Genomic DNA, 19,482 nt, shown 5'->3' with positions numbered 1-19,482 from the left:
CCTCACTGTGCCCGTGGGGCGGCCTGCATGGCCATTGTCCAGCCACGCGGATGCACAGTGTAGGACCCGACTTTCGGCCCGCGTCCGACGATCAGATGGTAGTGGTAAAGCGGAATGGTCGGATAGTCGGTCATGACGAATTCCGTCGCGCTTGCCAGAGCCTCGTGACGACCCGGCCCTTCTTCCATCGCCTTCGCTTTGACCAGCATTTCGTCGAAGGCCTTGTTCTCATAGTGGCCGTAATTAAGCGATCCTGTGCCGCGTGCTTCATCTGACGATGCAAGAACGCCGTCGAGGCAAAGTGTGACCGCCTCACCGGAGCAACCGCCATACCAGACCGGGTACTCGCCGTTGGACCGCTTCGTCATGAAAACGGAGAAGGGTGAGACGACAGGCTGGACCGTGACACCGACACGAGCCCAGTTCTGGGCAATCGACTGGAGCGACTCCGCATCGCCGGGATAGCGGCCACCTGGACCTGCCAGCACGACGTTGAAACCGTCAGGATATCCGGCCTCTGTCAAAAGAGCCTTGGCCCCGGTATAGTCAGGCGGTGTGACTTTCAGCCTATCCGAGGTTCCCGCCAGGCCCGGTGGAAAAAGCTGTGCAGCGGCAGTGCCGTAACCGGACAGGATCCGATCGGTGATGAATGATCGATCCGTCGCCATTGTCAGCGCCTGGCGAACGCGCTTGTCGCGGAAGGGATTGCCGATGGGCTTTCCGCTCTTGCTTGTTACCCCTGGAGGCTGATCGCTCGCGATATCGAACTGGAGGAAATTCGACCGGGACGCGGCTGTGCTGTCGATTTCGATCTTGCGTGCCTTGAGACCCTCGACATCTCGTGCCGGAATGAAGTCTGCGAGATCAACATCACCGGTCGTGAGTGCAGCCACGCGCGCGGCCGGACTCTCGATAACGCGGAACGTAACATCGGCCCATGCCGGAGCACCGCCCCAGTAATCTGGATTGCTCGATAGCGTCAGACGTTCACCGGACTGCCACGCCTTGAACTTATAAGGACCGGTTCCATTGGGCTGCGCACCTGAATTCAGTACCTCGGTGGTGGCAAAACCGTTCGCCTTATGCGGGAGGACGAACAACGTGGTCATCTGCAAGGGAAGGGTGGGGGACTCACCATTTGTTTCGATGACGACGGTCATGGGATCTGGTGCGGTTACGGACTTGATCGGCTTGGTGTAGCCCTGGAACCCACCACTTGGAGGCTTCAGGAAATCACGTACGCGCTCGATCGAGTAAATGACGTCCTGAGCGCTAAAGGCCGAGCCATCATGAAAACGAACACCGTCGCGCAGTTTGAACTCCCACTGGGTCGGGGACAGGCGCTTCCATGATACAGCAAGGGCCGGCTGGGGATTGAGATGCTCATCCTGTCGAACGAGGCGCTCATAAATATGAGCTAGCAACGCGTTGTTTTCATTGAGATCCGCATAGTGGGGATCGAGAGTCATCAGTTTAAGCTGCGTACCGACCCGCAATTCCTCCGCAAATGCGGCGGTGATCCCGACAAATCCAGCGTAGGTAGCGGTGGCGATTGCCAAAGCCAGGAGAGGTGGGCGGAATCCTTCTAGAAATTGCATTAGGTCGTTCCCTTCTTTTGATTTCTTCAACTTCGTTGCTGGCAGCGAGTTTTCACGGCGCAGGTCGTCCTTCCCATGGTGCGCCTTGCGCATCGCGGGTCAGAAACTTCATGAAGTGCATTGTATGCTCTGTCGTTGTATACTCTACATTACACAACGTATTGCTCATGAAAAGTGCAAATTCCGAAAAAATTGCACGAACGTTTTAAAATCGGCAGTTGATCGCGTGTAGGGAACTGCCACGTCTCGTTAGCCTCTCAACCAACAGAGATTATCGAGCGTTGAGACTTACCGGGCACAGGTCTCCTTTGAGAAAACACCATGCATTGCGAGAATATCCATCAGGACTGACCTGATCTGAGGCCAAGGAAACTCGTCACTGTCTGGTCGGGGGGAACCGCGCTCCAAAATACAGTGGAGCTTCGCGGCGACGGCGACGGTTGTCATCCCTTGTGCTTGCGAGAGATCGCGGGCCAAACGCTCCTCTACGAGAGATGCCTCGTCCTCCGCACGCTTTGCGCGGCTGTAGCCGAGAGTCTCGTCCACAGCCTCCCACTGCTTGTGCTTGGCAAGCAAATCTGCCTCTGCTTTTGCTCGGGCCACCGTAAAGTCATTTCCTCTCAATCGGTCCTGAATCTAGGAGATCGAGGAGGTCATGAAAGGCGCGGCGCTATTCGGCAAGATAACTTCCACCTGAAGCGCTGGTGCTGTGCACATCAATTGGCTCTCAAGCTTCTGCTGAGCTCGTCCAAAAGCAGCAAGTTCGTGAAAAGCACGGTTCCAGGCATGCCATTTCGTCAGGACGCCATCGCGTAAGCCCGGCGACCAATGCTCTTGGTCAGAAAAATTGTTGAACAGGAACCATTCCGCGGTCTGCAGAGAGTTTCTGCACGTGATTGCGGGCAAAGTTCTGCTATTCTCAGAATCAGCCATGATCCGAGCTCCATACAGCTAGGTGTGGTCAGGTCACATCCGGTGGCTCAAACACTGGATGTGACCGAGTGAACGAAAATATTGCATATGAACGAAAATGTTTCAATGAGAAAACATAGAAGATGAGCGAAATAACCGGAGCTCAAATTCGAGCAGCGAGAGCGTTGCTCCGATGGACGGCTGAATATCTTGCCGAGTCAGCCAGCGTGGGAGTTTCTACAATTCGGCGCGCCGAAATGGATAACGGAATTCCGGCGATCACGCCGGCAAATTTGAAGCTCATAAAGATGACGCTGGAAGCGGATGGAATTGAGTTTATCCCAACCAATGGCGGTGGTGTCGGCGTCAGGTTCAAGAACCCGTAACAGCAAGCAGCGAGGCGGGCTTCGTCGCCTTTGGATGGCGATCCTTGGTCGAAAGCCGCTATCGGTTTGGCATGAATGCCTGCGCGACCGGGCAAGTCTGTGAAGGTGACACCTAAAGGAGAGCCGCGGCAGCAGGCATCCAGTTCTGATCATTACTGACACCCTCATGCCATGCGTATTCGAACCTGCCTCGGTGATGAAGATAAGCGAGACGTTACCAATGTCCTCCTTATTCAAGACATGGAAACCGCGTCCCGCATCGATCTCCGTCTTCGCCGACCAGCCGATCACACCCCATCGCTGCCATCCGGCGCAGCCGTCCGAAGGTGATGTTAGCACCGTGCTTCCTTACCAGAGCGGCTCGATCAAGTGCTCCGTGGCGGCCACAGGTTCGACATTCTACTGTGATGATCGGGTCGCGCACCTGACGCAGCCTTGCCGTCAGGTCGAGTGCAGATGATTTCCGGCTCATCGATCAACCTCGTCATTTTCGACGGGGAAGCAAACGCCGTCGACTACGCCTTTCGCCAACACCGACACGGGCGACCTTGGCTGGCTGGAGCCCCCAACTCCTGAGAGCTTCAAACATGCTGCACCGGCCAGGACGGGGGGTATGGAGCGGATGTCCTCTCTTACTAGCGCAGAATGTCCTGACGGGAGATTGGTCCATGATTCTGATAACCTCACGTCGAAACAAAAATGAAATTTTCTTCAATTGAGCCGGTCACTTACAGAAAGTCTCTAGCGAACTGATTCAAAACGAGAATTTGCAGATTCACTAAAATGGTGAGATCATATTCCTATTTCCGAACCGCTTGACTCTGCCGTTATGAAGGAACAGAAGAAGAACATCAAGCATTGTCGGCGGCATGATGCCGTGTTTCTGAACTCCGCGAACCGAAGGGATTCCGCGACCGATGTCGGCTGTCCGCGACCTAGTCCTTGCTGATCTGCGCGAGCGCATCTCGTCCATTGAGGGTGAGGGCGCGAAGAAGACGGGCTGTCTTTCATTCGGTGTCGAGGAGATCGATGCCATTCTTCCGGCAGGCGGTCTGGCCCATGGAGCACTCCATGAATTCGCAGGGGGTGGTTCGGGAACCGTCGATGGCGCAGCCGCAGCCCTTTTCGCTGCCGGGATCGCAGCACGCACGAAGGGGCCGATCGTCTGGTGTCTGACGCGGCCCGATCTGTTCTTCCCGGCTCTTGCTCAGGCAGGCCTGCATCCGCGTAGGGTCATCTTCGTCGAGAGCGACAAGGAAGAAGATGTCGCTGCCAACATGGAAGAAGCGCTTTCCTACGGCGGCTGTGGCGCGGTTGTCGGCGAGATGGTGCGGTTGCCAATGGTCGTGAGCCGTCGGCTCCAGCTCGTCGCGGAGCGAACCGGGACAATTGCCTTGGCAGTGCGCCGTTGGCGAAGGCAGACAGAGGCAAACGACTTCGGCCAGCCGACCGCATCGACCACAAGGTGGCGGGTAAGCGTGCTGCCGTCCGAAGGACTTCCGGTACCGGGAGTAGGGCGACCTCGATGGTTTCTTGAGTTGATGAGATCGCGTGCCGGCGAATGCAAAGAGTTCTGCGTAGGAGCGTGTGATGGCGAGGGTCGTATCCATATATCTGCCGGAGCTGGCCACGGACAGGATCAGACGAGACGATCCCACCATTCCGGCTGACCAACCGATCGCGGTGATCGCGAAGAGCGGATCCAAACGGTGGGTCGCGTCTGCCGACGGGGCTGCGCAGAAGATCGGTGTCCGCGTCGGCATGGCCGCGGCGAAGGCTCAGGCGATCTTCCGCGGGCTGATGCTCATCGATGCAGATCCCGGCGCCGATGCCGCCGCGCTGGATCGCATCGCGCTGTGGGCGCTTGGTCACTATTCCCCGATCGTCGCGGTCGACGGCAAGGACGGTCTCGTGCTGGACACCGAGGGCGCGGACCATCTCCAAGGCGGCGAAGCAAAGATGATCAGCGGCATCGTGAATACATTCCATTCGAGGAAGTTGACTGCCAAGGTTGCCATCGCGGACACATGGGGCGCTGCCCACGCATGCGTCCGTGCCATCAACCGCGATACCGTGATCGTTCCTCGCGGCGAGATCGTGCGCGCCGTCGAAAAGCTACCGATCTCATTGCTGCGACTGCCGGAGAAAGTGGTCCAAGACCTCCGTGTCCTTGGCTTTCATTCCATAGCCGAACTTTCCAATACCCCAAGAGCACCGCTGGCCCTGCGTTTCGGGCCTGAAGTCGGCCGCCGCCTCGACCAGATGTTTGGTCGGACCGGGGAGCCTATCGATCCGATCCGCACTGCCGATCTCGTTGAGGTCTCCAGATCGTTTCAGGAACCGATAGGTGCGGCCGATACGATCAATAAATACGTCGGTCGGCTCGTCGTCCAGCTCGTCGCCGAACTGGAGAAACGCGGCCTCGGCGCGCGTCGGACTGACCTCATCGTGCATCGCGTCGACAACACCCTACAGGCGATCAGAGCTGGGACTGCCAAACCCGCACGCGACGTCGCGTGGCTTACGAAGCTGTTCAGGGATCGCACAGAGCAGATCGATCCTGGTTTCGGCATCGAGAAACTCGTTCTCGTTGCCGTGTCGGCGGAACCGCTGCACGAAGAGCAGAAGTCGTCGTCTCTCGTAGAAGAGGAGATAACCGACCTGACACCTTTGATCGACATCTTCAGCAACCGTGGCGGCCAGCGCGTCTACCGTTTGGCGCCGGTAGCGTCGGATGTTCCCGAGCGCAGCGTGCAGCAGGTCTCAGCAGTCGCCGAGGAGATGGCTGAAAGCTGGGTCGGGCATTGGCGCAGGCCCGTGCGACTGTTCGAACGACCGGAGCAGATCCAGGCGATCGCAATGATGCCAGACTATCCACCAGCGACAATTACATGGCGTGGCAAGCGCCACCGCGTGAAGCGAGCCGACGGCCCGGAACGCATATTCGGTGAGTGGTGGAAACGGCCGACCGAGCTCGAGGCGGTGCGAGATTACTTCGTCATCGAGAACGACGACGGCGAACGGTTCTGGATCTTTCGCTCCGGCGACGGCATCGATCCGGAAACGGGCTCCCATCGCTGGTTCATGCACGGGATCTTTGCCTGATGAAATATGCGGAGCTGCAGGTCACCACACATTTCAGCTTCCTGCGCGGAGCGTCATCTGCACAGGAATTGTTCGCGACCGCCAAGGAGCTGGGCATCGAAGCCGTGGGGGTCGTTGACCGTAACAGTCTTGCTGGGATCGTTCGCGCGTTGGAGGCATCCCGCGAAACCGGGCTACGTCTTGTGGTCGGCTGCCGGCTCGATCTGCAGGACGGCATGTCGGTTCTCGTCTACCCGACCGACAAGGCCGCTTATTCCCGGCTCACTCGCCTTATTACCGTCGGCAAGGGCAGGGGCGGCAAGAACAACTGCATCCTTCATATCGATGATCTCGCGCTCTATGCCGAAGGGCTGGTCGGCATCCTCGTGCCTGATCTCGCTGACGATGTCTGTGCGGTGCAGCTCCGCAAGATGAACGAGATTTTCGGCAGGCGCGCCTATCTCTCGCTTAGCCTCAGACGGCGGCCAAACGACCAGATGCGGCTGCACGAGCTTTCGAACCTCGCGACGAAGTTCAAGGTGAAGACGGTGGTCACGAACGATGTTCTCTTCCATGAGCCGTCTCGACGGCAGCTTCAGGATATTGTCACTTGCATTCGCACGACCACGACCATCGACGATGTTGGCTTTGACCGCGAGCGTCACGCCGACCGCTATCTCAAGCCCCCGGAGGAGATGGAGCGCTTGTTCCCACGATACACGCAGGCTCTCGAACGCACGATGGAGATCGTTGAGCAATGCAGGTTCTCGCTTGAGGAGCTGACGTACGAGTATCCCGAGGAAGCGCTGATAGACGGCTTGGATGCCCAGCAGTCGCTGGAGCAGTGCGTCCGCGAATGTATTCCTGATCGATACCCGGAGGGCCTGCCACAGAGCGTGCTGCGAGCCGTCAAACACGAACTCGATCTGATCAAGGAGATGGAATACGCGCCATACTTCCTGACCGTCTACAGCATCGTTCGTTTCGCGCGGGGGCAGGGCATACTCTGCCAGGGCCGGGGGTCGGCGGCCAATTCGGCGATCTGCTACATCCTCGGCATCACGTCGATCGATCCCGAAACCAACGATCTGCTATTCGAGCGGTTCGTTAGCAGGGAACGCAACGAGCCGCCGGACATCGATGTCGACTTCGAGCACCAACGCCGTGAAGAAGTCATCCAGTGGATCTACAAGACATACGGCCGTGACAGGGCTGCGCTCGTCTGCACCGTCACGCGTTACCGCGCCAAGGGCGCGATCAAGGATGTCGGCAAGGCAATGGGTCTGCCGGAGGACGTGACCAAAGCGCTATCGTCCGGCCTTTGGTCTTGGTCTGAGGAGATCACCGAGCGCAATGTGCGGGAATTGAATCTGAATCCAGACGACTACCGTCTGGTGATGACGCTGCGGCTTGCTCGGGATCTCATGGGCGCGCCACGCCACCTCGGCCAGCATGTCGGCGGCTTTATCCTGACGCGGTCGCGCCTAGACGATCTTGTTCCTATCGAGCCGGCGGCGATGGAAGATCGTCAGGTGATCGAATGGGACAAGGACGATGTCGAAGCGCTCAAAATGATGAAGGTCGACGTGCTGGCCCTAGGGATGCTGACGTGCATGCAGAAGGCCTTCAACCTTATCCGGGAGCACAAGCACGAGGATCTCGATCTCGCTAAGGTTCGGCAAGAGGACGGTCCGACCTACGCGATGATCCGCAAAGCCGATACTCTCGGCACCTTCCAGGTCGAGAGTCGGGCGCAGATGGCGATGCTCCCTCGGCTGAAACCCCGCACCTTCTACGATCTCGTTGTTCAGGTGGCGATCGTCCGGCCGGGGCCGATACAGGGCGACATGGTCCATCCCTATCTTCGTCGTCGGGAGGGCAAGGAACCTGTCGAATACCCTACACCTGCGCTGGAGGCGGTGCTGGGCAAGACGCTGGGTGTGCCGCTGTTTCAGGAGAGCGCGATGCGGGTGGCAATGGTCTGCGCGGGATTCACAGGCGGGGAGGCGGACCAGCTTCGCAAGAGTATGGCGACCTTCAAATTCACAGGAGGGGTCAGTCGGTTCAAGGACAAACTCGTCAGCGGCATGGTGCGGAATGGTTACACACCGGAATTTGCGGAGAAGACGTTCTCGCAGCTCGAGGGTTTCGGAAGTTATGGTTTTCCGGAAAGCCACGCGGCGTCCTTCGCCTTGATCGCCTACGCGTCATGCTTCATCAAATGCCATTATCCGGATGCCTTCGCCGCAGCGCTTATGAACTCCCTGCCAATGGGGTTCTACGCGCCCGCCCAGATCATAGGTGACGCGCAGAAGCACGGCGTTGAGGTGAGGCCCATCTCCGTGAAGCACTCACGGTGGGACTGCACGCTGGAAGAAATTCCCGGAACCGACCGGCATGCCGTGAGACTTGGCATGCGACAGGTCACTGGGCTCGCCGTGCGGGATGCCGCGAGGATTGTCGCCGCCCGGATCGAGCGACCATTTGAAAGCGTCGATGATGTCTGGCGACGATCGGAGGTGCCGTCCGAGGCTCTGGTTCAACTCGCCGAGGCAGATGCTTTCCGACCAGCATTCAATATCGAACGTCGGGATGCGTTATGGGCGATCAAGGCATTACGAGACGAACCGCTGCCACTGTTCGTGGCGGCCGCCGAGCGCGAGATGATGACGGTCGCCGAGCAGCAGGAACCGGAGGTCGAACTCAGGCAGATGACCGAGGGCCACAACGTCGTGGAGGACTATCAACACGTTGGCCTGACGCTTCGTGCGCATCCGCTTTCGTTTCTGCGCCAAGATCTGGCCGCGCGCCGTATCGTCACTTGCGCCGATGCAATGAATGGGCGCGACAAGAGCTGGCTCTGCGTTGCCGGACTGGTGCTGGTTCGACAGAAGCCCGGCTCGGCGAAAGGAGTGATGTTCATCACGATTGAGGACGAAACCGGGCCTGCGAACATCGTTGTGTGGCCGTCATTGTTCGAGAAGCGGCGGCGCGTCGTGCTCGGAGCTTCGATGATGGCGATACAGGGCAAGATCCAGAGAGAGGGCGATGTCGTCCATCTGATCGCGCGGCAGCTCTATGACTTATCGGCTGATCTTTCGTCTCTGTCGGACCGCGACGCTGTGTTTCGGAATCCGAGCGGCAGAGGAGACGAGTTCGCACACGGGTCACACGGCGGCGGGGATGCTCGGGATCGACCGAAGGCAATCCCGGAGGCGCGGGAGATCTACGTCCGGGATTTGCACATCGACACGCTGAAGGTGAAGAGCCGGAATTTCCACTAATGTCGTCTGCCCGCATTTGGACAGCGCTCAGCGCCCTCACGCTTTGACATCAATATCGCGGTTGAATGGCAAGTCGAGATAGGGGTTCTGCGCAACTTTGGCCCTGATTTTCACCTGGTTGGAGCCGACATCACCCCACACCACTTCGACGGTTCGGCCTATATGCGAGATAGCGATATCGATCAGGCAGAGTGATATTATCTTCTTGTAGTACTGACTGAACATGCGTCCGCTCGAAATGCCGACGAGATTGCCGTCCAGTAAGACATCGTCTGCAAAGACCGTGGAGATGTTTCCTGCCAGACGGAATTAGCGGGGAAATCCATGAACTGGTCAACAAGGCGGACCGGCAAGAACGACGGTGACACATCTCGACCGGAGAGAATTCTCCGCCAGACACGAATTGCGATGGATGAACGTCATGCCGACGTGCCACATCGCAGACACGCGCGCCTGGCTGAGACGCCTCCGCCAGGATGGTCAGCTTCACCTCTACCGGCCAGCGCCGCCTGCGTTCAATGCCTGAAATAATTCCCGTGCGAGCCATCCCAACCTCTAAGATCCCGATCTAATCCCAGCATTAATGCTTGTACTAACGCCAGATCATCGCCTGGATGACTCAATTCGCGAAATGTGTTGGCCGGACGCGCATCGCCGCTTCAACAGGTCATCGACCGTGGCGAAGGAAATCACGCTTTCGATCTCACAGATCAAGAGTGCTGGTATAACGCCGGGGAGCCTAAGACTCGTCGATGGCTAGTTCACAGAACCAATTAGCAAAGCTGGAGACCGACTTGTATCCAAGGTCCTACATCTGTCTTTCCCATCCCAGGCTGATCAGTATCTAGCCAAATCGGACGCGGGTCTTCGAACGTCTGCTTAGCTTTCCCATTGAGCGCAAAAGCGCCTTTCTCGCTGGCGAAATACACCGCGCCCATTTTCAGTGCAGTTCCGTTGCACCGGATTTGCATTTTCTGGACATCGAACGGCCATTTGCATTTCGCGTCGCTTCGGTTCACCACCAAAGTCTTTCCCTCGACGACGCCACCGCAAGCCAAGACCTCGTCGGAATTCGCGTTAGCATATGTCGATGGGGTTGCAGCCATGCCTGCAACGAGCGCAATAATGCTAGCTATTTTCAATGTGTCCTCACTTATGCGACGGTCAAATCTGTCAGGCCCTGACAGGTTACAAGTCGGTGGCTTTTATCTGCCAGCTGTCTACATCACGGCGAGTAGCTTCCCAATTTTCTTCAAGGTCAGGCATATCTTCCGGCGAAACTAATGGGTAATCCAAGCCTTCGAACTGGTTCCCGATGTAGGTTGCAAGGCCTGCCCCGCCTTCGTTGGCAAACCAGACACCAACGAGGTGAGCCACTTGGACGAGTTCCTTTAACGCTTCCCGAGAGTCTCGAATATCAAATTCATCCAGGAGCTTGTCCTGTCGGCTTTCTCTATTCCCCGCATGGGCCAAGTGCGAACTGACATGATCGCTGATGCTGTTGAGCGCGACCAATCGGTTTTCCAGCCGCTCGAAAATGTCCTCGCTGATCAGATCGTTAGGGCTACGCTTGTCACCCGAAATTCCGCTTAGAAAGTCAAAGTGCTGGTGGGCTGTCTGGCTTTGGGTTAACGCGGGATCGCCCCAAACGGCCTTTCCGTTTGCCGCCTTCAAAGCCTCCCGTTGCTCCTCTTCCAGCTTCGAGAGATCATATCGACAGTCGCGCAAAACCTCGACATAGACACGTCTCGACAGTTTCGCTCGGCAAGCTTTGATGTCGTTTAGGACTGCTCTGATCGAGTAGACCCCGTGATCGCCCTTCAAATGCCCTTTGTCGAGAAGCCTCCGCACACCCAGCAAAAGGCTGGACCAATATCCGCTAGCGATAAGATCGAACATCATTTGATTGATGGGCGGTTTTTCGCGCCTGTCTTTGTTCGCTAGGAGTACGATCCTGATGGCCGTCCGAAAAGCAGCGTAGTTCCACAGAAGATCATTGACCGTTTTTAGAATGCCAGTGGTTTCATCATTGAAAGCTTCTCGCCATGTGTCGATCCGAAGCTTCAACTGTTGCTCAGCCTGAGTGCCCATTTTCTAACTAGCGCTCCGCATGTTCCAAGGCAGCAGATATTTATTGATTAAGCCAAGCTCAAGTCCAGCGGCTCCGTGAACGGGGAGGCCATTCCATTCCATGTCACTTGGGGTCGCAACGTAAATATCAATCGATCTTGACTGGCTCAGCTCCTCCTTGAGGAAACTGTTCAGTCTAATATTTGTCCGCTGTGAAACACCTGGCTTGCCATATGTATAAAGCCGCTTGTGTAGGCCGACAGTCGCCACTCCAACGTAGATTGCAAACCCATCTCTCACGAAGGAATAGACGCCGACTGCCTTTGGCGCTGGCACGTCTAGGACAAGATCGCCATCAGGTGACAAAAGCCAGCGGCTTGCAAGGGTGAACCCCCCGGCGATCAGCGTATCCAAGGGCAATGGCGGCTTGATACGTTTCGTTGCTACGGGCAAATTAATAATAGCGACGTCAGTGATCGAAGCCGAGCGATTTCCAACTTTACGAACGTTGTAGGCATGCTGGTATCGAATGCCGAGATGGCGGGCAATTTCAGCGACTTCCAAGCCGTCTGCTGCGAGCGCTCGAATTTGATCTGCCTTGGTCAATTCCATGGCTGTGTCTCACTCAATTTCGGTAAGCCAAGCCTCACGACTCATCAGCTTCCTTCGTCCGCAGCTTCAAACTTCCCGTCCAATCGAAATGGACATCCGTCGGCTCATATTGCTCGTTGCTATAGTACCTTTATCATGTGTGAAGTCCGCGTTGAACCACATGCGGTTTTCCGCTCTGCGCCATTCACGAAGGAAGTAAATCGCGATCAGGTTTTCGCCTGTTCATAGGCGACGAACAAATCTGTAACGAGAACGCCGTTGATCCGCATGCCCGTTAGATCGGCGTCTTTGATGTCCGAATCTGCCAACGTCACGCCGCTTATCGTTAAGCGCGATAGGTTCGCATTCGTGATGACGGCTCCAGAGAGATTGACGTTGTTAAAGCTAGAATCTGCAAGATGGATATCGTCGAAAACGGCTTCGCTTAAATTTGTGTCGGTAAACCGTGCCTTGGACAAACAAGCGTAAAAGTGTGCGTCGGCGAGGTTTACGCCATCGAAATTAGACGCTGCCATATCGGCGCGCTTGTAATGCATTCCCTGCATCTGAGGGCCATCAAACTCAATGTTTTTTTGTGGTTCGGCCATCTTGGTATCCTCCATCCGATTATGATAGCTGCTCGAAGAATGCCAGAATGTCCGGTTATTTGCGACCGGCGAATCCAAAATAGAAGCAAGTCCAAGGTGATCCCGAAGAAACTCCCGTGATTTTCCTCATCGCCAAGCCTGTCGCGAACGTTAGGGCTTCACGGCTATTGCTCCAGCGGGCGAATGCCCGGTTTGGGCCGACTGCGGCCTTATCAGATTCGCGCCAACAGCAGACATGTGAGTTGGCAAGCAATGTACGCCTTTACCTACGGCGCTTTGGCTCGGCTCGGCTGGGGTCTTGTACTTTGGTCGTGCTCCTGACAGTTCGCTCTGCCACAAAACCATTCGCACCCCAGAAGTTCTCAATGCCGCCTGGAACATCCTTGTAGAAGTCTTTGACGTCGAACGGGATGCGATCAATAAGCTTGAACAACTCCGGTGCCTTCGTCAGTTCATCGTCGATCTCCTTGGCGCGGTCAACTTCCTTTTCCTTGACGTAGGGAATGGCAGCCTCAAGCAGGTTTTCGAGGATATCGGACATCATGCTGTCACTGTTGACCCGATGGTGTACCGCAGTGATGGCATCGCCGTGGTACTGCTGCAGATACAACACGCGTTCGTCATGCCAGCCACCACCCGACCCGAAATGAGCGAGCACCTTGTCCCGAAGCGTGACGATGATCTTGTGCGCCTCGCGTTGCTCCGGTGAATACGCGCCAATAACGCCGACATCGTATCGCTCGACGGCCTTGGTGTGGCTGGCGCGGCAATATACCACGACGGCATGGGTAAGGAGGGCTCTTGCGATGTGACCACTACCGCCCACGTCCTCCCGCATTTTCTGCAATTCCTCGACCGACTTCTTCACATCGGCAAGGTCAGTGCTGACAGATATGGCAGACTGGAACTTTCGGACGGCCTTTATGAACGACTGAGCCTTAGGATTAGCGGTAAGAACTGCGGCGGCGGCGGTGAGGTCGAAGACGCGTTGCATGGTGATGCCTCAGGCTATTGAAATCTGGCATCACTTCAGCAGCTCAAGTTCACTTCTTCAAGCCCTTGAGTGGCGTCTTGGCCAACGACCTGAAACCGTTCCGCCGCCTGCCATTCGGGGGAGTGCCGGTTTGTTTCAAAATCGTCCAGCGTTCCATCACCGTCCGGCCCCTCGTATCATAAATCTTCGCGGCAAACTCCGTCCTCCGCGCAGCCAGGTTTCCACGAGGAAGATATTCGTCAGAGGGGCTCGCCTCAGATTTGCGTACGCCGGGTGGCCCAACGATCACGACACCCTCCCAAGCCTTGTCGCCTTTACTAGCCTTGGGCGCCACCGTACCTGGTTCATGGATTGTCCGACTTCGTGTTATATTCGGAGGGAGTTTTTCTCGGTCTTCAACTCAAACGCGACGCAGCCGACGATGCCGCTCTCGCGATATCCCGCCAAAACCCGAGCACTAATAGCGAGTGGATAATTCGATCACAGGTCGTTGAAGTCGCGTCCGACATGCCCGTTAATCCGTGAGCGACTACATTCCTGAGATTTCTAGCGCGCGGATCGACATACAGAGCTCTGAAGTAGTGAACCGTATCATCACCCAATGCCGTCTGGAGTACGGGGTTCGATAGGACCTCGCCCATATTAAGAAGTGTCTGCCTTCCAGGCATCGTGGGGTGATTGCGCACGATGGGTTCGCCGAGCCCTCTGAGCGTCCGCCTCAGTCCCAGCTCGATCTGTGGAACAAGTACGTGAAGCGTCTTGATCCAATCGCCGGTGCGCCATGCCTCGACACCCTCGATCACCATAGTTAGATCATCGAATGCGCCAAGACGGTTTGCCCATCCCGCAATCTCGTAGGAGTCGAGGCCATGGACAGACATGCAGCGCTCTAAGGCCTGATCCAAAAAGATACCCACAAACATGGCTTCCTGCCCCGCTTGGTGCATAATCCGCCCTTCCATGTCCTCGTCCACACTTCCGACGACAGCCGCGATGTGTTCGTCCTCGTGGATGTTGATCGAAATGGTGGCCTGTATTGGTGCGACCCTGGCGTTCTCCAAGACCCTTTCTCTGAGAACGCTGATCCTTGGGACGAACTCGTTTGCGATGTTAGCAAGCGACAATCCAAGGTTTTCCGGAGTGACAATGCTGTCGAGAAAACGCTCCATATCGTCGACGCCAACTTCGAAACGGAACGAGTGAGCCACCATTTCGACATTGCTCCTGGCCACTGCCTCCGCTCGAGCTGTTCGGACACGGTTGAACGCTACTTCGTCGCCTGCGTTTCGGTACTCGGTCGCTGCCACATCAAGATGCGCAGCCGCCGCCATTGGTTCGCTCCGAGCGGCAAGCGTCTCAAATGCGCGGGCAACCGCCGTATGCACGCGAACCACGTCGGCTCGGGAGCGCAAGCCATTATAGTGCCTTTTAAGGCGGGTACCGATGTCACGGGCCGAATGAGCGTTGAATCTGTCGCCCTCCCCGGCACTCTGCTCGAGAGCGGCGTCCAACGCGCCGACTACTTCCTGCGTTATCTCAGGGGTGCCGACGTTGCGTTCCCAAAGAAGTCGTTCCACAATATCGAAGTTGAAACGGTGGGAACTTCCCATGAGCTCCCGGAATTCCTCCATCAGCAACTCCCTTGATCGCACCTTTGCATCCTCGTCCCTTATTGACAGAGCGAGTGTCAACATACGCAGCGCCGCATCGGTTTTGTCGAAGAATTCTTCGTAAGCGCTTTCGGCAATCATCAATTCGTATGCTGCTAACGCCGTACGTGCATGGACAGGGTCACGGCGTCTCCCCAATTGCGGTGCAATCTCCCAAAGCAGATCACTGTATCGAGCACGAAAAGCAGGGTGATCTACCACGTCTAAGCGTTGAGACCAGAGGTCGAGGGCTCGCTCATCCAGCTGGTGAACATCGGGAATGTACTCGACAGTCCCATCTTCGTAGGAACGCGCGCCTTTTGGGCCGAAGTATCGTTGCCATGGCTCTGCAAAATGATCCGTGTCCAACCCGAATGCTACGGCGTCGACCCAGGCCGACATGTTATCTTGCCCGGAGAGTCCGAGTTCCCTCCGCGTGTTGTGCATGCTGGCTTCGAGACGATAAAAGTTTACAGGCGCACCTGTGGCTGCCTCTTCTCGGATGGCGGTTTCCATAGCCTCGATAAGCGGAAGGGGTTCATCACACATCAAAGAGTTCCATCGTTGGTGGGAATCATAGGCGTATACACAATGGCGAAGTTTTGGATGGTGTCGAGACGAGCACCCAATTGCGAGTGCTCCAGGAATGATGACGCTGTAAGAGATTTTAAGCTTGGTGACGACGATCTTGCCATCCCCGAAGGAAAGCTCGAACTGCACCGGGGCGTTCGGCCGCAGCAAACAAGAGAGGAGAAAAAGCCAATCCCTTGACCAAAACCCAATCATAAAACCAGTTAGAGGTGGCTCACTACTCGGTGGAAAAGCCGGCTCAGCTCCGCATGGAAACCGATAGCTCTACGAGTTTGAACCCTCGGTAATTGAGCGAAAGCGTTCGACTATCTTACCAACGGAGCCGCTATTACGTCTCCAACGAGCATGCCATGGGCTTTGCCTTCCACGCTAGCACTGAACAGCATAGCTTGGCCTCTAAGAGCCAAAAACGGAATTTCTAAGATCGGAGTAACTCACCCGCATGTCGCCACGCGAAATACAGCGCGCCGCAGACTATGGTGATGCGGGAATTCATCTGATCCGGACGAGATCGCTCCGACGCGGCCGCCTCACGAGCCGCTCCGCTCACCGGGCGGTCCCGGAAGGGAACATTACCGGAAGCGGTTGGTTACTAGGCTTCCAGATTAACGAGGAGAAGAATTTATGGTCACCATGGTTGGGAACGAAGGAAGCATCGAGACGCTGATCAAAGATCTGCTCTATCTCGAACATGACGCTATCGCAGCATATGACTCCTGCATCGAGCGGCTTGACGACAAGACGCTGGCCGCAAAGATTGATGAATTCAAGCAGGACCATCTCCAGCACGTGGCTGTTCTCAACGAGATCGCTTTGGAGCTTGGTGTCGAGCCTCCTGCGGAAGGCGACATGAAGCAGATGCTGACGACGGGCAAGATCGCGCTTGCCGATCTCTTCGGTGATTCCGCTATCCTCAAAGCCATGAAGACGAACGAGGATGACACGGTGACCGCATACGAACGTGCGGCAAAACACGAGGATGCCATTCCGAGCACGAAGGCATTCTTCCTCACCGCTCATCAGGACGAGTTGAAACATCGCTCCTGGATGGAAACAACCGCAAAGTCGATGTGACCTTGAAAAACGCCTGGGCGGTGCTCATCTAAGGATCACCACCCACAATATAGACGGCCTGCAGCAACCATGACGATTGCGCGTTTGCTGTCGCGGGTGACGAGGGCGCTCCCCATGATGGGTTGAGCGCCCTCCGTTTGTTTCCCAACACCGAGATCAAATGTCAGCATCGCACCTCATCATCTTCCTCCATGGCATCGGCGCGTCCGGCCAGCAGCTCGCGCCTCTGGCATCGTCGTGGAACGATCGGCTGCCCACAGCGGTATTCGCGACTCCGGATGCGCCATATCGTAATGGGTACGGCGGCCATCAGTGGTTTAAAGTTGATGGCATGCAGCTAGATCCTGGTCGAATACGCGATGCGCGAGAGGGTTTCGACCGTAAGATCCGCGACGTGATCACACAGAAAGGCTTCGAAGACCGTGTTCATGACGTTGCATTCGTGGGCGTGTCACAAGGCGCAATCATGGCTCTGGATAGCGTCGCGTCCGGCCGTTGGAGCGTAGGCGCTGTGGTCGCGTTCTCGGGCCTTCTGCCTCCCACATCCATTTCGCAGCAGAACAACCGGACCCCTGTGCTTCTTGTACATGGTGCCGATGACCGCACTATACCGTCTGTTGCTTCCACCATAGCGGCCGGACAGTTACGAGCGGCGGGGTTCTCGGTGGAGCTGGAGATCGAGCCTGGCGTGGCGCACACGATCTCAATGAGCGGTGCGGACACTGCGGCGCGATTTCTTCAGAATGCCTTGTCTTGATAACGGCAGTGGCTGGCACCTCTAATTTGGATGTACGCGAAACCAACGATCACGTCAGCCTGATTTCCGCTTGAGCTCGTCTGCGACCGACTTGCGCAATGCGTCCATGATATTGATCACGTTGGACTTAGGCTCGGCGGCTTCAGATTTCTTGCCCTTGGCCGCTTTCCTAGGCTTGAGTGCCTTCTTCTTTTCGGCGATTAGTTTGAGCAAGCTTTCCTGGATGGGGTCGCTTACCATGTCCGGCGACCACCTGGCCGTCTTCTGCTTGATGAGCTTCTGGACAAGCGGGATCAGATCGGGGTCACCGTCGTCGTCGATGATGTCTTCAAAATATGCTTCTTCTGGCCGAACCTCGTCGCCGAAGCGGAGCGACCACAGGACGATGCCATCGTCGCGCGGCTCCAAGACAACTGCCTTTTCGCGACGCCCGATGACGAGCTTCGAAATGCCGACAACCTTGTCGGCTTTCATCGCGTCCCGGATGACGGCGAAGGCCTCGTGACCAACTGCGTCGTCCGGCATAAGGTAATGGGGCTTCTCCAGGTACACCCACTCTATGGATTCGGCGGGAGCGAAGGTCTGGATGTCGATCGTCTTGACCGTGTCGAGCGCAACGTTGTCTAGGTCGTCGTCCGTGAGTATGACGTAGTCGTTCTCACCACGCGCATACCCCTTCGCCTCGTTCTCGTCCTTGACAGGCTTGCCTGTCACAGAGTCCATGTACTGCGACACGACGCGATTGCCCGTCTCCTTGTTGAGCGTGTGGAAACGGACCTTCTCCGATTCTGACGTCGCGGGCATCATGTGCACCGGACAGGTGACCAGCGATAGTTTCAGATAACCTTTCCAGTATGGTCGAAGTGCCATGATCGGTTTCCTTAGCTGGCCTTGCGCTGTTGCGCGGTCTTGGAAGAGGTGGACTTCGCCGCACCACGCGTTGCGCGCTGCCTGCTTGCTCCGGCATTCGCGTTGGCCGCCGTGCGTTTCGGCTTGTCAGTGGCTTTCATCATGCCAGCGCTCTCGCGCAGCGCAGCAAGCAGATCGTTCGGCTTGGAAGCCTCGACCTTCTTGCGCTTCGGCATCGCCTTGCCTTCGATCTTGGCCTTCACCATCTCCTCTAGCGCGGCCTCGTATCGGTCGTCGAAAGTGGCTGGGTCGAAGTCGCCCTTCTTGGTGCTGATGATATGCTTCGCCAACTCCAGCATTTCGGCATCGACCTTGATCTTTGGCATTTCCTCGAAGGCCTTCTTCGAGGAGCGAACCTCATAATCGTAGTTCAGGGTCGTAGCTATCAGGCCCTTACCGTGAGGGCGGATCAGCACAGTTCGCATCCGACGGAACAGAACGGCTCTGGCAATGGCCGCAACCTTCGATTTGCGCATGCCGTCCCGCAAAGCGACGAACGCGTCGGAACCCATCTTGTCGGGGGTGAGGTAGTAAGGCTTGTCGAAGTAAACATCGTCTACGTCCGAGCACGGGATGAACGCTTCAATCTCGAGCGTCTTGTTGCTCTCAGGGATTGCCGCGGCCACTTCGTCGGGGTCGATGATGATGTAATGGCCGTTGTCGATCTCGAAGCCTTTGGTTTTGGTGTTCCTTCTCGACAAGCTCTTCGGTCTCGCTGTCTACGAAGACGCGATTGACCCGGTTTCCCGTCGCCTTGTTGATCGTGTTGAAGGTAATGCGATCGGATGTCGATGCGGCTGTATAGAGTGCCACTCCTGCCGCCACTTCCCCGAATTTAATAAAGCCTTTCCACTGTGCACGCTGGCCTGCCATCGAACTCTCCCACGCAACTGACGCAACTTAAGCGATTCAACCGAATCACTTGCAGATTCGTTCCGGAGCAAAAAGCGACTCTTTTTCAATGACTTGATTCAG

At 56.6% G+C, this 19,482-nt stretch carries 15 protein-coding genes and 2 pseudogenes; 6 read left to right on the top strand and 11 right to left on the bottom strand.

Going from position 1 to position 19,482, the window contains the following annotated elements:
- Positions 1-2: 2 nt before the first annotated feature.
- Positions 3-1,598, bottom strand: a complete 1,596-nt coding sequence (locus DSM25558_RS14100; protein WP_077105470.1) for an ABC transporter substrate-binding protein — start codon at positions 1,596-1,598, stop codon at positions 3-5.
- A gap of 1,055 nt (positions 1,599-2,653) precedes the next feature.
- Between DSM25558_RS14100 and DSM25558_RS14085 the strand changes: the two genes are divergently transcribed.
- The 4 genes from DSM25558_RS14085 to DSM25558_RS14065 all read left to right on the top strand — a co-directional run bounded on the left by DSM25558_RS14085 (position 2,654) and on the right by DSM25558_RS14065 (position 9,264).
- Positions 2,654-2,896, top strand: a complete 243-nt coding sequence (locus DSM25558_RS14085) for a helix-turn-helix domain-containing protein (protein WP_067650325.1) — start codon at positions 2,654-2,656, stop codon at positions 2,894-2,896.
- 917 nt (positions 2,897-3,813) lie between these two features.
- Complete coding sequence (locus tag DSM25558_RS14075) at positions 3,814-4,566, top strand: ImuA family protein (protein WP_077105389.1); 753 nt, start codon at positions 3,814-3,816, stop codon at positions 4,564-4,566.
- Positions 4,487-6,001: a Y-family DNA polymerase gene (locus DSM25558_RS14070; RefSeq protein ID WP_077105388.1), complete on the top strand. Its 1,515-nt coding sequence runs from the start codon at positions 4,487-4,489 to the stop codon at positions 5,999-6,001. The genes DSM25558_RS14075 and DSM25558_RS14070 overlap by 80 nt, the downstream gene beginning before the upstream one ends.
- On the top strand, positions 6,001-9,264 hold the full coding sequence (locus tag DSM25558_RS14065; RefSeq protein WP_077105387.1) for an error-prone DNA polymerase: 3,264 nt from the start codon (positions 6,001-6,003) through the stop codon (positions 9,262-9,264). Before DSM25558_RS14070 ends, DSM25558_RS14065 begins: the two co-directional genes overlap by 1 nt.
- A gap of 36 nt (positions 9,265-9,300) precedes the next feature.
- On the opposite strand, the gene DSM25558_RS29000 is transcribed toward DSM25558_RS14065, so the two are convergent.
- The 8 genes and pseudogenes from DSM25558_RS29000 to DSM25558_RS14025 all read right to left on the bottom strand — a co-directional run bounded on the left by DSM25558_RS29000 (position 9,301) and on the right by DSM25558_RS14025 (position 15,725).
- Complete coding sequence (locus DSM25558_RS29000) at positions 9,301-9,489, bottom strand: hypothetical protein (protein ID WP_181951741.1); 189 nt, start codon at positions 9,487-9,489, stop codon at positions 9,301-9,303.
- Between the two features lie 187 nt (positions 9,490-9,676).
- A pseudogene (locus DSM25558_RS28305) lies at positions 9,677-9,811 on the bottom strand (transposase); the annotation flags it as partial.
- A 226-nt stretch (positions 9,812-10,037) separates the two neighbouring features.
- Entirely contained in the window at positions 10,038-10,406 is a 369-nt protein-coding gene (locus DSM25558_RS14055) for a YebY family protein (protein ID WP_077105385.1), read from the bottom strand.
- 46 nt (positions 10,407-10,452) lie between these two features.
- On the bottom strand, positions 10,453-11,355 hold the full coding sequence (locus tag DSM25558_RS14050) for an AbiU2 domain-containing protein (protein ID WP_067650306.1): 903 nt from the start codon (positions 11,353-11,355) through the stop codon (positions 10,453-10,455).
- Between the two features lie 3 nt (positions 11,356-11,358).
- A complete protein-coding gene (locus DSM25558_RS14045) occupies positions 11,359-11,946 on the bottom strand; it encodes a GIY-YIG nuclease family protein (protein WP_143240110.1) in 588 nt (195 codons plus the stop codon).
- 206 nt (positions 11,947-12,152) lie between these two features.
- Positions 12,153-12,533 (bottom strand): pentapeptide repeat-containing protein, encoded by a 381-nt coding sequence (locus DSM25558_RS14040; RefSeq protein ID WP_143239436.1) that lies wholly within the window; start codon positions 12,531-12,533, stop codon positions 12,153-12,155.
- A 262-nt stretch (positions 12,534-12,795) separates the two neighbouring features.
- The gene (locus DSM25558_RS14035) at positions 12,796-13,527 is read right to left on the bottom strand and encodes a hypothetical protein (RefSeq protein ID WP_077105383.1); all 732 of its coding nucleotides are present in this window, start codon (positions 13,525-13,527) and stop codon (positions 12,796-12,798) included.
- Between the two features lie 395 nt (positions 13,528-13,922).
- Positions 13,923-15,725 carry a DUF4209 domain-containing protein gene (locus DSM25558_RS14025; protein ID WP_077105381.1) on the bottom strand — a complete coding sequence of 601 codons (1,803 nt, stop codon included), beginning with the start codon at positions 15,723-15,725 and terminating at the stop codon, positions 13,923-13,925.
- Positions 15,726-16,391: 666 nt separating this feature from the next.
- On the opposite strand from DSM25558_RS14025, the gene DSM25558_RS14020 reads away from it, so the two are divergent.
- Positions 16,392-16,841: a DUF892 family protein gene (locus DSM25558_RS14020; RefSeq protein WP_077105380.1), complete on the top strand. Its 450-nt coding sequence runs from the start codon at positions 16,392-16,394 to the stop codon at positions 16,839-16,841.
- Positions 16,842-17,001: 160 nt separating this feature from the next.
- Positions 17,002-17,598, top strand: a complete 597-nt coding sequence (locus tag DSM25558_RS14015) for an alpha/beta hydrolase (protein WP_077105379.1) — start codon at positions 17,002-17,004, stop codon at positions 17,596-17,598.
- 54 nt (positions 17,599-17,652) lie between these two features.
- Here DSM25558_RS14015 and DSM25558_RS14010 read toward each other — a convergent pair whose 3' ends face one another.
- Both DSM25558_RS14010 and DSM25558_RS14005 read right to left on the bottom strand, forming a co-directional pair.
- A complete protein-coding gene (locus DSM25558_RS14010; protein ID WP_077105378.1) occupies positions 17,653-18,468 on the bottom strand; it encodes a non-homologous end joining protein Ku in 816 nt (271 codons plus the stop codon).
- 11 nt (positions 18,469-18,479) lie between these two features.
- Positions 18,480-19,380 (bottom strand): annotated as a pseudogene (locus tag DSM25558_RS14005) (Ku protein).
- Positions 19,381-19,482 lie beyond the last annotated feature (102 nt).

Source organism: Agrobacterium sp. DSM 25558 (assembly GCF_900100825.1).
Lineage (GTDB): Bacteria > Pseudomonadota > Alphaproteobacteria > Rhizobiales > Rhizobiaceae > Agrobacterium.
The sequence above is the reverse complement of the archived record's forward strand: the minus strand, read 5'-3'. Positions and strand labels throughout refer to the sequence as shown.